Source organism: Alcanivorax sp. HI0007 (assembly GCF_001635525.1).
In the GTDB taxonomy this organism is placed as follows: Bacteria; Pseudomonadota; Gammaproteobacteria; order Pseudomonadales; family Alcanivoracaceae; genus Alcanivorax.
On sequence record NZ_LWEJ01000272.1, the window covers coordinates 1 to 12,082 of the forward strand.

The window sequence follows — 12,082 nt, forward strand, 5'->3', positions numbered from 1 at the left end:
GCCGTGTAGAGCGTGGCATCATCAAGGTGGGCGAGGAAATCGAGATCGTGGGTATCCACGACACCACCAAGACCACCTGTACCGGTGTGGAAATGTTCCGCAAGCTGCTGGACGAAGGTCGTGCAGGCGAGAACGTTGGTGTTCTGCTGCGTGGTACCAAGCGTGATGAGGTTGAGCGTGGCCAGGTACTGGCCAAGCCGGGCTCCATCAAGCCGCACACCAAGTTCATTGCTGAGGTGTACGTGCTGAGCAAGGACGAAGGTGGTCGTCACACCCCGTTCTTCAACGGCTACCGTCCGCAGTTCTACTTCCGTACCACCGACGTAACGGGTGCATGTACCCTGCCGGAAGGTACCGAGATGGTTATGCCGGGCGACAACGTGCAGATGGACGTTGAGCTGATCGCGCCGATCGCCATGGAAGACGGCCTGCGCTTCGCTATCCGCGAAGGTGGTCGTACCGTTGGCGCCGGTGTGGTAGCCAAAATCACCGAGTAATCCTTACTGGGTGTGAAAAGGGGGTCGCCTGGCGGCCCCCTTTTTGATGCTGGTGTCAGGCCTTGGGGCGTGCGCCGGCGTGCTCTCGCAGTGTCGGGGGCGGGTAGAAGGTGGGTCTGAAGAGCGAAAGCACTTTATTTTCACTTTTTTGCCGGATTTCCCGGATTAGGGTCAAAAGGTCCTTGCAATGCCGGGGGGGAATGGCTACTATCTGCGCCCTGCTTTCGAGCAGTACCAACCGGGGCATTGTTCCCGGGCTTGTTTTGACACCACTCACCTATCCATTGGCGATCAGGTAAGTGGGCTTTTTGCCATATAAATATGGTTCGAAACAGTCTGGAGTTTGTTAGCTATGGCTAACCAAAGAATCCGCATCCGGCTCAAGGCCTTTGATCATCGTCTGATTGATCAGTCCGCCCAAGAGATCGTGGATACGGCTAAACGGACAGGCGCGCAAGTGACGGGTCCTATCCCGCTGCCGACGCGTAAAGAACGCTTTACAGTGCTGATCTCTCCGCACGTAAATAAAGACGCGCGAGATCAGTATGAGATCCGCACCCACAAGCGGCTGGTGGACATCGTTGAGCCTACGGATAAAACCGTGGATGCGCTGATGAAGCTGGATCTGGCTGCTGGTGTGGATGTGCAGATCAGCCTGGGTTAACAACGGGCGGGTATTACCGCGACAGGTTGTGAAGAGGTAAACAATGGCGATTGGTGTGATCGGTCGGAAATGTGGGATGACTCGGGTCTTCACTGAGGAAGGTATCAGTGTTCCCGTGACTGTCATCGAAGTGACCCCGAATCGGGTCTCCCAGCTCAAGGCCGAAGAATCAGATGGCTACCAGGCCGTGCAAGTAACGGTCGGTGAGCGCCGTGCCAGCCGCGTGACCAAGGCGCAAGCCGGTCATTTCGCAAAAGCTGGTGTAGAAGCGGGCCGTGGTGTTTGGGAATTCCGTGCTGAGGCAGGTGAGCTGCAGCCGGGTTCTGAAGTGACCGTCGAAGGATTTGAAGCGGGTCAGATGATTGATGTGACCGGCACTTCCAAAGGTAAGGGTTTTGCTGGTGGCGTGAAGCGTTGGAACTTCAGCACCCAGGATATGACCCACGGTAACTCCTTGTCTCATCGTGCTCCGGGTTCCATTGGTCAGAACCAGACTCCGGGCCGCGTATTCAAAGGCAAGAAGATGGCTGGCCATATGGGTGCTGAGCGCGTCACTGTCCAGAATCTGGAAGTGGTTCGCGTAGATGCTGAAAAGAATCTGTTGCTGGTTAAAGGTGCGGTCCCCGGTGCTACCGGTGGTGATGTGATCGTGCGTCTGGCAGTGAAGGCGAAGGCCTGAAAGAGGAATAGAGGATGAATCTCAATACTGCCTCTGGAGGTACCGTTACCGTTTCCGAAGTCGCCTTCGGCAAGGACTTTAACGAGCCTCTGGTTCATCAGGTTGTGACTGCGTTTCTGGCTGGTGCCCGTCAAGGTACCAAGGCACAGAAAAACCGCTCTGATGTGAGTGGTGGTGGCCGTAAGCCGTGGCGTCAAAAAGGCACCGGTCGTGCCCGTGCTGGTACGATCCGTAGCCCGATCTGGCGTGGCGGCGGCAAGACATTTGCTGCGGTAAACCGTGATCACTCTCAGAAAGTGAACCGTAAAATGTACCGTGGTGCGCTCCAGTGCATCATGTCTGAGCTGGTTCGTCAGGATCGCCTGGTTGTGGTGGATGAATTCACCGTGGGCGAGCCCAAGACCAAGGCTGTTGCAGCCAAGCTGAAAGAGCTGGATCTGGCTAACGTCCTGATCGTGACCGACAGTGTTGACGAGAACCTGTATCTGGGTTCGCGCAACCTGCCCAAGGTCGACGTTCGTGACGCTGACGGCGTGGATCCGGTGAGCCTGATTGCTTTCGAGAAGGTGCTCGTTACTGTGCCGGCTCTGAAGAAGCTTGAGGAGGCACTGGCATGAACCAGGAACGTATTTTGAAAGTGCTGCGTGCTGCGCACGTCTCTGAGAAGGCAACCATTCTTGCTGATCAGAACGGCACCTTCGTGTTTAAAGTGGCTAAAGATGCGAACAAGCTGGAAATCAAAAAGGCCGTTGAAGCCCTTTTTGAAGTGAAGGTTAAGGCTGTTCGTACCGCCAACATGAAAGGCAAGTCCAAATTCTTCGGTCGCGTTGCGGGTAAGCGCGCTGACTGGAAGAAGGCCTACGTTTCCCTAGAGGAAGGCCAGGACATTGACTTCCTGGGCGCAGAGTAAGGAAGGGAGTAAGGAATAATGGCGATTGTAAAGTGCAAGCCGACTTCTCCGGGCCGCCGCTTTGTAGTCAAGGTGGTCAGCGAAGAACTGCATAAAGGTGCTCCCTACGCGCCGCTGTTGGAAGCCAAGAGCAAAAACGGTGGTCGTAACAACAATGGTCGCATTACTACCCGTCATAAAGGTGGTGGTCACAAGCAGAAATACCGTTTGATTGACTTCCGTCGTAACAAAGATGGTGTGGTAGGCATTGTTGAGCGTCTGGAATACGATCCGAACCGTTCCGCGCACATTGCGCTGGTCAAGTACCTGGACGGTGAGCGTCGTTATATTCTGGCCCCCAAAGGCCTGCAGGCGGAAGACCGTATCCAGTCCGGCGAAGATGCGCCGATCAAGCTGGGTAACGCGCTGCCGCTGCGTAACATTCCGCTGGGTTCCACCGTGCATAACGTGGAAATGAAGCCCGGTAAAGGTGGTCAGTTGGCCCGCTCTGCAGGGACTTCCGTGCAGGTGCTGGCGAAAGACGGTCAGTATGTGACCCTGCGTCTGCGCTCCGGCGAGATGCGCAAGGTTCACGCCGACTGCAAGGCGACCATCGGTTCAGTATCCAACAGTGAGCATAGTTTGCGCTCACTGGGTAAAGCGGGCGCAACGCGCTGGCGGGGTGTTCGACCCACCGTTCGCGGTGCGGCGATGAACCCGGTCGACCATCCACATGGTGGTGGTGAAGGGCGCTCTTCTGGTGGTCGTCATCCGGTAACCCCCTGGGGTGTACCGACCAAGGGCCACAAGACCCGTACAAACAAGCGCACTTCCAAGATGATTGTGCGTGACCGTCGTAAGTAAGGGATAAAGAGAGGTTCAGGCTGTGCCACGTTCACTGAAAAAAGGTCCTTTTGTGGATCACCACCTGCTCAGCAAGGTGGAAGATGCGGTGGAAGCCGGCTCCCGTAAGCCGATTAAAACCTGGTCCCGTCGCTCCATGATTGTTCCGGAGATGGTGGGTCTGACAATTGCTGTGCATAACGGCAAACAGCATGTCCCGGTAATGGTTACCGAGCACATGGTGGGCCACAAGTTGGGCGAGTTCGCCCTGACCCGCACTTACCGCGGGCATATCGTGGACAAAAAGGCTAAGCGATAAGGTGACAGCCATGGCTACTGAAGTTGCAGCCCGTCTGCGCGGCGCAAGAATTTCGGCTCAGAAAGCCCGCCTCGTAGCGGACCAGGTCCGAGGCCTGGAAGTCGAGAAGGCGCTGAATCTTCTGGAATTCAGCCCGAAGAAGGCGGCAAAAATCGTTAAGAAAGTGCTGGAGTCCGCGATTGCAAATGCGGAAAACAACGACGGCGCTGACGTTGATGAGCTGAAGGTGTCCACGGTTTACGTGGATGAAGGCATGACCATGAAGCGTATTCGTCCGCGCGCCAAAGGCCGCGCTGACCGAATCCTCAAGCGTACTTGCCACATTACTGTGAAAGTCTCAGAAGGTCAGGAGTAACCAGATGGGTCAGAAAGTTCATCCGGTCGGTATTCGCCTTGGCATTGTCAAAGAGCACAACTCGCTCTGGTATGCCGGACCGAAGTCTTACTCAGACTGCCTGGTTACCGACCTGCAGGTACGTGAGTTCCTGTTCAAGCGTTTGAAGAACGCGTCGGTGAGCCGTATCAAGATTGAGCGTCCGTCAGAGAACGTGCGCATCACTATTGCTACTGCGCGTCCGGGCATCGTGATCGGCAAAAAAGGCGAAGACGTTGAGCGTCTGCGTCGTGATGTTGCCGCTCAGATGGGTGTGCCGGTTCATATCAACATCGAGGAAGTGCGCAAGCCCGACCTGGATGCGCGTCTGGTAGGCGACAATGTTGCCGGTCAGCTGGAGCGCCGTGTGATGTTCCGTCGCGCCATGAAGCGTGCGGTTCAGAACGCCATGAAGTCCGGTGCTGAAGGTATCAAGATTCAGCTGTCCGGTCGTCTGGGTGGTGCAGAAATTGCGCGTACCGAATGGTACCGCGAGGGCCGAGTGCCTCTGCATACTTTGCGTGCCGACATCGATTACGCAAGCGTACGTGCTGAAACCACTTACGGCACCATCGGTATCAAGGTGTGGATCTTCCGTGGCGAAGTGCTTGGTGGCATGGAGCAGGTTCAGCAGGAAGAGCAGCAGAAGCAGTCCAAGGGCGCGAAGAAGCGCGGCCGCGGTTAAAGGGTAACGAACGATGTTGCAGCCGAAGCGTACCAAATTCCGGAAAGTGATGAAGGGCCGTAACCGCGGCCTGGCACAGCGGGGCAGCAAGGTGTCTTTTGGCACCATTGGTCTGCAAGCGACCGGTCGTGGCCGTATTACTGCGCGCCAGATCGAAGCGGCCCGTCGTGCAATGACCCGCCACATCAAGCGTGGTGGTAAAATTTGGATCCGGGTTTTCCCGGACAAGCCGATTACCAAGAAGCCTCTTGAAGTGCGGATGGGTAAAGGTAAGGGTTCTGTAGAGTATTGGGTTGCCCAGATTCAACCGGGCAAGATGCTTTACGAAATGGAAGGTGTGTCAGAAGACGTTGCGCGTGAAGCGTTCCGTCTGGCCGCGGCCAAGCTGCCGGTAAGCACCCGTGTCGTGACTCGGACGGTGATGTAAGCCATGAAAGCGAGCGAGCTGAAAGAAAAGAGTGTCGAAGAGCTGCAGCAGACGCAAATCGAGCTGCTTGAGGAACAATTCAAGCTGCGTATGAAGAGCGCGTCCGGTCAGATTTCTAAAACCCATGAGCTTGGGAAGGTTCGCCGCAATATTGCGCGCGTTAAGACCATTCTGAGAGAGAAGCAGGGTAACTAGTCATGGCAGAGGCGAATACAATGCGCCGGACCGCTACCGGCAAAGTCATCTCTAACAAAGGTGACAAAACTATCACTGTGTTGGTAGAGCGCCGGGTCCAGCACCCGATTTACGGCAAGATCATCAAGCGTTCCACGAAACTGATGGCGCACGATGAAGAGAATACATGTCGTGAAGGTGACCTGGTCACCATTGAGGAGTGCCGGCCGCTGTCCAAGCGCAAGACCTGGATGCTGGTAAACGTAGTTGAACAGGCGAACGAAGCCTGACGGACCGTTGCTGTGGCTGCCTGTAAAGGCAGAGTTGGAGAGATTTAGCGATGATTCAGACCGAAAGCATGCTCGAAGTCGCCGATAACAGTGGCGCCCGTCGGGTACAGTGCATCAAAGTGCTGGGTGGTTCTCACCGCCGCTATGCAGGCATTGGTGACATCATCAAGGTCACAGTGAAGGAAGCAATTCCGCGCGGCCGTGTTAAGAAAGGTGATGTAATGACCGCTGTGGTTGTGCGTACCCGTAAGGGTGTGCGCCGTCCAGACGGTTCACTGATTCGTTTCGACGAAAACGCCGCGGTGCTGTTGAACAACAACAAGGCACCGATCGGTACCCGGATCTTCGGCCCGGTAACGCGGGAGCTGCGTACCGAGCAGTTCATGAAGATCATCTCCCTGGCACCTGAAGTTCTGTAAAGGCGGGTGAAGGTAATGCTCAAGATTAAGCGTGATGACGAAGTCATCGTAATTGCGGGAAAGGACAAAGGTAAGCGCGGCTCTGTTCGGCAGGTTCTGGACAATGGTCGTCTCATCGTTGCTGGCGTCAACATGGTCAAGAAACATGTTAAGGCCAATCCTAACCGTGGTACTCAAGGCGGCATCGTAGAACAGGAAGCATCGCTTAACGCTTCCAACGTTGCCATCTGGAACCCCAAGACGCAGAAAGCGGATCGTGTGGGCTTCCGTTTTGAAGACGGCAAGAAAGTGCGTTTCTTCAAGTCCAACGGCGAAACGCTGTAGGTTAGGTGACCCATGAGTGATCTGAAAAAGATTTATCAAGACGAGATCGTGCCCAAGCTGAAAGACGAGCTTGGTCTCGGTAATATCATGGAAGTGCCAAAGATCACCAAGATCACCCTGAACATGGGTGTTGGTGAGGCCTCCCAGGATCGTAAGGCGATGGATGGTGCCCTGGCGGACATGACTGCGATTTCCGGTCAGAAGCCCCTGGTAACCAACGCGCGGAAGTCTGTTGCAGGCTTCAAGATTCGTGAAGGTTGGCCGATTGGCTGCAAGGTAACCCTGCGTGGCGAGCGTATGTATGAATTTCTCGAGCGCCTGGTTTCCATTGCCATTCCGCGAATTCGCGACTTCCGTGGTCTGAATCCGAAATCCTTTGACGGGCGTGGTAACTATTCCATGGGTCTGCGTGAGCAGATCGTTTTCCCGGAAATCGATTTCGACAAAGTCGACAAGCTGCGTGGTCTGGATATTACCATCACCACCACAGCGAAGAACGACGACCAAGCACGGGCGCTGCTGCGCGCCTTCAACTTCCCGCTGAAGGGCTAAGAGGATTTATCATGGCTAAAGAATCCATGAAAAACCGGGAAGCAAAACGCGCTAAGCTGGTTAAGCGTTTTGCCGCCAAGCGTGCAGCGCTTAAGGCGATTATCCAGGATCCCAATGCAGAACCTGAAGCGAAGTGGGATGCTCAGCTTCAGCTGCAAAAATTGCCGCGCGATTCTTCCCCGGTTCGTCAGCGTAACCGCTGCCGTATCACCGGTCGTCCGCACGGCTACTACCGCAAGTTCGGCCTGAGCCGGATCAAGCTGCGTGAAGCAGCGATGCGCGGTGATGTTCCCGGTCTGGTTAAGTCCAGCTGGTAAGCAAAGTTAAGCGGAGCGATTGCGGCATGAGCATGCAAGATACCATGGCGGATATGTTAACTCGTATTCGTAACGCCCAGATGGCCGAGAAAGTACAGGTCGAGATTCCTGCCTCCAAGGCAAAGGAAGCTGTAGCCAAAGTACTGAAGGAAGAGGGCTTCATTGCTGATTACAAGATCAGTGATGACAAGAAACCGGTAATGACGGTTGAGCTTAAGTATTTCGAAGGCAACCCGGTGATTGACACGATCAAACGGGTAAGTCGTCCTGGTCTGCGGGTCTACAAGGCCGCGGGTGAGATTCCCAAGGTCAAAGGCGGCCTGGGTATCATGATCGTATCCACCAATCAGGGCATTATTTCTGACCGCGCAGCGCGCAAAGCCAATGTTGGTGGCGAGCTGATCTGCGAAGTGTCCTAACAGAAGTGGCGTAGACGGGTTAGGTGCAGCAATGTCTAGAGTAGCTAAAAGTCCGGTAAATCTGCCGAAGGGCGTCGAAGTCAAAGTCGACGGCCAGAAAGTCACCGTTAAAGGTGGCAAGGGCAGCCTGGAGCACGAAGTTCACGAGCTGGTAGCCGTGTCCCTGGAAGACGGTGTGGTATCAGTGAAGCCGCACGATGATTCCCAGAAGGCATGGGCACTGGCCGGGACCTCTCGGGCTCTGCTGAATAACATGGTGACTGGCGTTGCCGAAGGGTTCGAGCGCAAGCTTCAGCTCCTCGGCGTGGGTTATCGCGCGCAGGCTCAGGGCAAGGTACTGAACCTGACCCTCGGTTTCTCCCACCCGGTAGCTTTCGAGCTGCCTGAAGGGATTACCGTTGAAACCCCGAGCCAGACCGAAATTGTCATTAAAGGCATTGATAAGCAGCTGGTTGGTCAGGTTGCTGCCAATGTTCGGGCCTTCCGTCCGCCTGAGCCCTACAAGGGCAAAGGGGTGCGCTATGCTGATGAGCAAGTGCGCCGTAAGGAAGCCAAGAAGAAATAATCGTCGAGATTGATGCCATGAAAGACAAAAAAGTTTCACGTCTACGCAGGGCCAAGCGCACTCGCCTGAAGATCCGCGAGCTGGGCCAAGTCCGTCTCTGCGTACATCGTACCCCGCGTCATATTTATGCGCAGGTGATCTCTGTGGCTGGTGACCAGGTGCTGGCGTCTGCAAGCACGGTCGAGAAAGATCTGCGTGCTGATGCGACAGGTAATGCTGACGCAGCGGTGAAAGTTGGCCAGCTGATCGCTCAGCGTGCCAAGGAAGCGGGCATTGAGCGCGTAGCCTTTGACCGTTCTGGTTTCAAATATCACGGCCGTGTTAAGGCGCTGGCGGATGCCGCGCGTGAAAACGGTCTTGAATTCTAAGGGTGCTTGGTTATGGCGAAGGTTGATCCCAACGAAGGTCTGCAGGAAAAGCTGGTTCAGGTAAACCGGGTTGCTAAGGTAGTTAAAGGCGGCCGTATTTTCGGTTTTACCGCGTTGACCGTAGTGGGTGACGGCAAGGGTAAAGTCGGCTTTGGTCGTGGTAAGGCCCGTGAAGTGCCTGCCGCTATCCAGAAAGCCCTGGAAGCTGCCCGCCGCAACATGATTCAGGTGGAGCTTAACGGCACCACCATCCAGCACCCGATGAAGGCTCGTCACGGTGCCTCCAAGGTGTACATGCAGCCGGCCGATGACGGTACCGGTGTAATTGCCGGCGGTGCCATGCGTGCCGTGCTGGAAGTCGCAGGCGTTCAGAACGTACTGGCCAAGTGCTATGGCTCCACCAATCCGGTAAACGTGGTTCGGGCTACTTTTAACGGCCTGAAGTCCATGGCGTCTCCGGAGTCTGTGGCTGCCAAGCGTGGCAAGTCTGTCGAAGACATTCTGAACTAAGCGCAGATAACGGAATCGTTACGATGGCTGATAAGATCAAGGTAAAGCTGGTTAAGAGCATCAACGGCCGGCTGGAAAAGCATAGGGCCTGTGTGCGCGGTCTCGGTCTGCGCCGCATCGGCCACACTGTGGAAGTTGAAGATACCCCGGCAGTTCGCGGCATGATCAACAAGGTCGCGTATCTGGTGCAGGTAGAGGGAGAATAAGTGATGCGTCTGAATGATCTGCATCCCGCTGAAGGTTCCCGTCCGGACGCCAAGCGCGTAGGTCGTGGTATCGGCTCCGGCCTGGGCAAGACCGGTGGTCGCGGCCACAAGGGTCAGAAGTCCCGTTCCGGCGGTACCGTGAAGCCCGGTTTCGAAGGTGGTCAGATGCCGCTGCAGCGTCGTGTGCCGAAGTTCGGTTTCACGTCCAAGCTGGCTATGGGCACTGCCGAAGTTCGCCTGGCTGAGCTTGCCAAAGTTGACGGCGACGTTATCGATCTGGCCGCCCTGAAAGCAGCCAATGTTGTGCGTCGTGACATGAAGCGCGCCAAGATTGTTCTGCAGGGTGAAATCGACCGTGCAGTAACCATTCGTGGCGTAGCGATCAGCAAAGGCGCCCGCGAAGCGGTCGAGAAAGCTGGCGGTAAAGTCGAAGAATAAGGCAGCGCTTTATGGCGAAGAATCGCGCTCAGACATTGAATGGTGGTCCGCCCAAGGCTGATAGCAGTGCAATGCGTGAGCTGTGGCGGAGAATCGGTTTTCTGTTGGGCGCCCTGGTGGTGTTCCGGATCGGGGCACATATCCCGGTCCCGGGCATGAACCCGGAAGCGTTGCAACAGATGTTCAACAACAACCGGGACACCATTCTTGGTCTCTTCAACATGTTCTCCGGGGGTTCCCTGGAGCGCATGAGTATCTTTGCGCTGGGCATTATGCCCTACATTACTGCCAGCATCGTGATTCAGCTGATGACGGCAGTGGTGCCTACCCTGGAGCAGCTCCGCAAGGAAGGTGAACAGGGTCGACGCAAGATTACCCAGTACACCCGTTATCTGACGGTTTTACTGGGTGGCATCCAGTCTTTCGGCATGGTAGCCGGACTGAACAGCCAGGGCATTACGCTGCTGCCGGAAACGGCCAGCACCATGCAGGTTGCCAGCTTCTATTTTGTGGCGGTAACCACCCTGCTGACCGGTACCGTGTTCCTGATGTGGCTGGGTGAGCAGATTACCGAGCGGGGCATTGGTAATGGTATTTCCATGCTGATCTTCGCATCCATTGTGGCAGGCCTGCCTGGCGCCATTGCGCAGACTTTCGAGTCTGCCCGTACTGGTGACCTGAGCCTGATCATGATGTTGTTTGTGTTCCTGGTGGCTCTCGCCGTGATTTTCGGTGTGGTCTTCATGGAGCGCGGACAGCGCCGTATTACGGTGAACTATGCGCGTCGTCAGCAGGGACGTCGTGTGTATGCAGCGCAGCAGAGTCATCTGCCGCTGAAGGTGAACATGGCAGGTGTTATTCCGGCTATCTTTGCCAGCTCCATTCTGCTGTTTCCGGCGTCGCTGACCCAGTGGTTCAGTGATTCCAATCCGGATTCCTGGTGGGGCCAGGCACTGAGAAACGTGAGTGATGCTCTGCTGCCCGGGACTCCGCTGTATATTCTGCTGTTTACCCTGGCAATCGTGTTCTTCTGCTACTTTTATACTGCGCTGGTGTTCAATCCGAAGGATGTCGCTGACAACCTGAAGAAATCCGGCGCATATATTCCGGGCATTCGCCCGGGCGAGCAATCTGCTCGCTATATCGACACAGTGATGGGCCGTTTGACCCTGATCGGTTCGGTATATATGACGCTGGTGTGCTTGTTGCCACTGGGTCTGCAGGCAGTTGCCAACGTGCCCTTCTATCTGGGCGGCACCTCTCTGCTGATTGTAGTGGTGGTGGTGATGGACTTCTGGTCGCAGGTTAATTCGCACCTGACGTCCACCCAGTACGAGAAGTTGATGAAGAAATCCAACCTGAAAGGGTATGGTGGCACCGGTCTGGTGCGTTAACGAACGAGGCGAGTGCGATGAAAGTTCAGGCTTCTGTGAAGAAGATCTGCCGAAACTGCAAAGTGATCCGTCGTAAGGGTCGCGTCATGGTGATCTGCAGTGCCGAACCCCGGCACAAGCAGCGCCAAGGTTAAGGTTACGTCTTCTTTTAAGTGTTTGGTTGAAATTCAGTCGGTGTAGCGCTAGACTCTGCCGCCTTTCGGCGCCTCAGAGCCTGGCGCCACCCGTTTTGTGAATCGGAGATATTCGGATGGCCCGTATTGCAGGCGTTAACATCCCGGAAAATAAGCACACGGTGATCTCTCTCACCTACATCTTCGGGATCGGTCGTACCCGTGCAGCTCAAATCTGCACCGCGGCCGGTATTGATCAGACCGCGAAAGTTCGTGATCTGAGCGGTGAACAACTTGACGTCATTCGTGGCGAGGTAGCCAAGTTGTCTACTGAAGGTGACCTGCGCCGGGAAATCACCATGAACATCAAGCGTCTGATGGACCTCGGTTGCTACCGTGGTATTCGTCATCGTCGCGGCTTGCCACTGCGTGGCCAGCGTACCAAGACCAATGCTCGGACCCGTAAAGGTCCGCGTAAACCGATTCGCAAATAAGCTGAAACGTCAGCGGCTGGATTTGGATAGGCATTATGGCTAAGTCAAAGAAAGATAGTGGCGCACGTCGTAAGAAGGTAACGCGTACCGTTGCAGACGGTATCGCCCACGTGCACGCATCCT

25 protein-coding genes and 1 pseudogene are annotated in these 12,082 nt (G+C 55.5%); all 26 read left to right on the forward strand.

Annotated features, from left to right (window positions below; all coding sequences use genetic code 11):
• On the forward strand, positions 1-497 hold a 497-nt coding region (locus tag A3714_RS16410), incomplete at its 5' end, for an EF-Tu/IF-2/RF-3 family GTPase (protein WP_255362640.1).
• Positions 498-849: 352 nt separating this feature from the next.
• A complete protein-coding gene (rpsJ, locus tag A3714_RS16415; protein ID WP_022986497.1) occupies positions 850-1,161 on the forward strand; it encodes a 30S ribosomal protein S10 in 312 nt (103 codons plus the stop codon).
• Positions 1,162-1,204: 43 nt separating this feature from the next.
• A complete protein-coding gene (rplC, locus tag A3714_RS16420) occupies positions 1,205-1,840 on the forward strand; it encodes a 50S ribosomal protein L3 (protein ID WP_035249924.1) in 636 nt (211 codons plus the stop codon).
• A gap of 14 nt (positions 1,841-1,854) precedes the next feature.
• Positions 1,855-2,457, forward strand: a complete 603-nt coding sequence (gene rplD, locus A3714_RS16425; protein WP_062817667.1) for a 50S ribosomal protein L4 — start codon at positions 1,855-1,857, stop codon at positions 2,455-2,457.
• On the forward strand, positions 2,454-2,750 hold the full coding sequence (gene rplW, locus A3714_RS16430; protein ID WP_062817666.1) for a 50S ribosomal protein L23: 297 nt from the start codon (positions 2,454-2,456) through the stop codon (positions 2,748-2,750). Before rplD ends, rplW begins: the two co-directional genes overlap by 4 nt.
• Positions 2,751-2,768: 18 nt before the next feature.
• Positions 2,769-3,593, forward strand: a complete 825-nt coding sequence (gene rplB / locus A3714_RS16435) for a 50S ribosomal protein L2 (protein ID WP_062817665.1) — start codon at positions 2,769-2,771, stop codon at positions 3,591-3,593.
• 22 nt (positions 3,594-3,615) lie between these two features.
• Positions 3,616-3,891, forward strand: a complete 276-nt coding sequence (gene rpsS, locus A3714_RS16440) for a 30S ribosomal protein S19 (RefSeq protein WP_035249928.1) — start codon at positions 3,616-3,618, stop codon at positions 3,889-3,891.
• A gap of 10 nt (positions 3,892-3,901) precedes the next feature.
• Complete coding sequence (gene rplV / locus A3714_RS16445; protein WP_062817664.1) at positions 3,902-4,246, forward strand: 50S ribosomal protein L22; 345 nt, start codon at positions 3,902-3,904, stop codon at positions 4,244-4,246.
• Positions 4,247-4,250: 4 nt separating this feature from the next.
• On the forward strand, positions 4,251-4,949 hold the full coding sequence (rpsC, locus tag A3714_RS16450) for a 30S ribosomal protein S3 (RefSeq protein ID WP_062817663.1): 699 nt from the start codon (positions 4,251-4,253) through the stop codon (positions 4,947-4,949).
• Between the two features lie 13 nt (positions 4,950-4,962).
• Positions 4,963-5,376: a 50S ribosomal protein L16 gene (rplP, locus tag A3714_RS16455; RefSeq protein WP_035249931.1), complete on the forward strand. Its 414-nt coding sequence runs from the start codon at positions 4,963-4,965 to the stop codon at positions 5,374-5,376.
• Positions 5,377-5,379: 3 nt separating this feature from the next.
• Positions 5,380-5,571: a 50S ribosomal protein L29 gene (rpmC, locus tag A3714_RS16460; protein WP_062817662.1), complete on the forward strand. Its 192-nt coding sequence runs from the start codon at positions 5,380-5,382 to the stop codon at positions 5,569-5,571.
• Positions 5,572-5,573: 2 nt separating this feature from the next.
• A complete protein-coding gene (rpsQ, locus tag A3714_RS16465) occupies positions 5,574-5,840 on the forward strand; it encodes a 30S ribosomal protein S17 (protein ID WP_035249932.1) in 267 nt (88 codons plus the stop codon).
• Between the two features lie 50 nt (positions 5,841-5,890).
• A complete protein-coding gene (rplN, locus tag A3714_RS16470) occupies positions 5,891-6,259 on the forward strand; it encodes a 50S ribosomal protein L14 (RefSeq protein WP_022986486.1) in 369 nt (122 codons plus the stop codon).
• 15 nt (positions 6,260-6,274) lie between these two features.
• The gene (gene rplX, locus A3714_RS16475) at positions 6,275-6,583 is read left to right on the forward strand and encodes a 50S ribosomal protein L24 (RefSeq protein WP_062817661.1); all 309 of its coding nucleotides are present in this window, start codon (positions 6,275-6,277) and stop codon (positions 6,581-6,583) included.
• Positions 6,584-6,595: 12 nt separating this feature from the next.
• Positions 6,596-7,135, forward strand: a complete 540-nt coding sequence (rplE, locus tag A3714_RS16480) for a 50S ribosomal protein L5 (protein WP_062817660.1) — start codon at positions 6,596-6,598, stop codon at positions 7,133-7,135.
• An 11-nt stretch (positions 7,136-7,146) separates the two neighbouring features.
• A complete protein-coding gene (gene rpsN / locus A3714_RS16485; RefSeq protein WP_062817659.1) occupies positions 7,147-7,452 on the forward strand; it encodes a 30S ribosomal protein S14 in 306 nt (101 codons plus the stop codon).
• A 26-nt stretch (positions 7,453-7,478) separates the two neighbouring features.
• Positions 7,479-7,871 carry a 30S ribosomal protein S8 gene (gene rpsH, locus A3714_RS16490; RefSeq protein ID WP_062817658.1) on the forward strand — a complete coding sequence of 131 codons (393 nt, stop codon included), beginning with the start codon at positions 7,479-7,481 and terminating at the stop codon, positions 7,869-7,871.
• A 31-nt stretch (positions 7,872-7,902) separates the two neighbouring features.
• Positions 7,903-8,436 (forward strand): 50S ribosomal protein L6, encoded by a 534-nt coding sequence (rplF, locus tag A3714_RS16495; protein WP_062817657.1) that lies wholly within the window; start codon positions 7,903-7,905, stop codon positions 8,434-8,436.
• A 17-nt stretch (positions 8,437-8,453) separates the two neighbouring features.
• Positions 8,454-8,804: a 50S ribosomal protein L18 gene (gene rplR / locus A3714_RS16500; protein ID WP_062817656.1), complete on the forward strand. Its 351-nt coding sequence runs from the start codon at positions 8,454-8,456 to the stop codon at positions 8,802-8,804.
• 12 nt (positions 8,805-8,816) lie between these two features.
• The gene (gene rpsE / locus A3714_RS16505; protein WP_035249941.1) at positions 8,817-9,314 is read left to right on the forward strand and encodes a 30S ribosomal protein S5; all 498 of its coding nucleotides are present in this window, start codon (positions 8,817-8,819) and stop codon (positions 9,312-9,314) included.
• Between the two features lie 23 nt (positions 9,315-9,337).
• Positions 9,338-9,520: a 50S ribosomal protein L30 gene (gene rpmD / locus A3714_RS16510; RefSeq protein WP_062817655.1), complete on the forward strand. Its 183-nt coding sequence runs from the start codon at positions 9,338-9,340 to the stop codon at positions 9,518-9,520.
• Positions 9,521-9,523: 3 nt separating this feature from the next.
• Entirely contained in the window at positions 9,524-9,958 is a 435-nt protein-coding gene (rplO, locus tag A3714_RS16515) for a 50S ribosomal protein L15 (protein ID WP_035249946.1), read from the forward strand.
• An 11-nt stretch (positions 9,959-9,969) separates the two neighbouring features.
• The gene (gene secY, locus A3714_RS16520; RefSeq protein ID WP_062817654.1) at positions 9,970-11,352 is read left to right on the forward strand and encodes a preprotein translocase subunit SecY; all 1,383 of its coding nucleotides are present in this window, start codon (positions 9,970-9,972) and stop codon (positions 11,350-11,352) included.
• A gap of 17 nt (positions 11,353-11,369) precedes the next feature.
• Positions 11,370-11,486, forward strand: a complete 117-nt coding sequence (gene rpmJ, locus A3714_RS16525) for a 50S ribosomal protein L36 (RefSeq protein WP_008928865.1) — start codon at positions 11,370-11,372, stop codon at positions 11,484-11,486.
• A 116-nt stretch (positions 11,487-11,602) separates the two neighbouring features.
• Positions 11,603-11,959 (forward strand): 30S ribosomal protein S13, encoded by a 357-nt coding sequence (gene rpsM, locus A3714_RS16530; RefSeq protein WP_062817653.1) that lies wholly within the window; start codon positions 11,603-11,605, stop codon positions 11,957-11,959.
• Between the two features lie 35 nt (positions 11,960-11,994).
• A pseudogene (locus tag A3714_RS18370) lies at positions 11,995-12,082 on the forward strand (30S ribosomal protein S11); the annotation flags it as partial.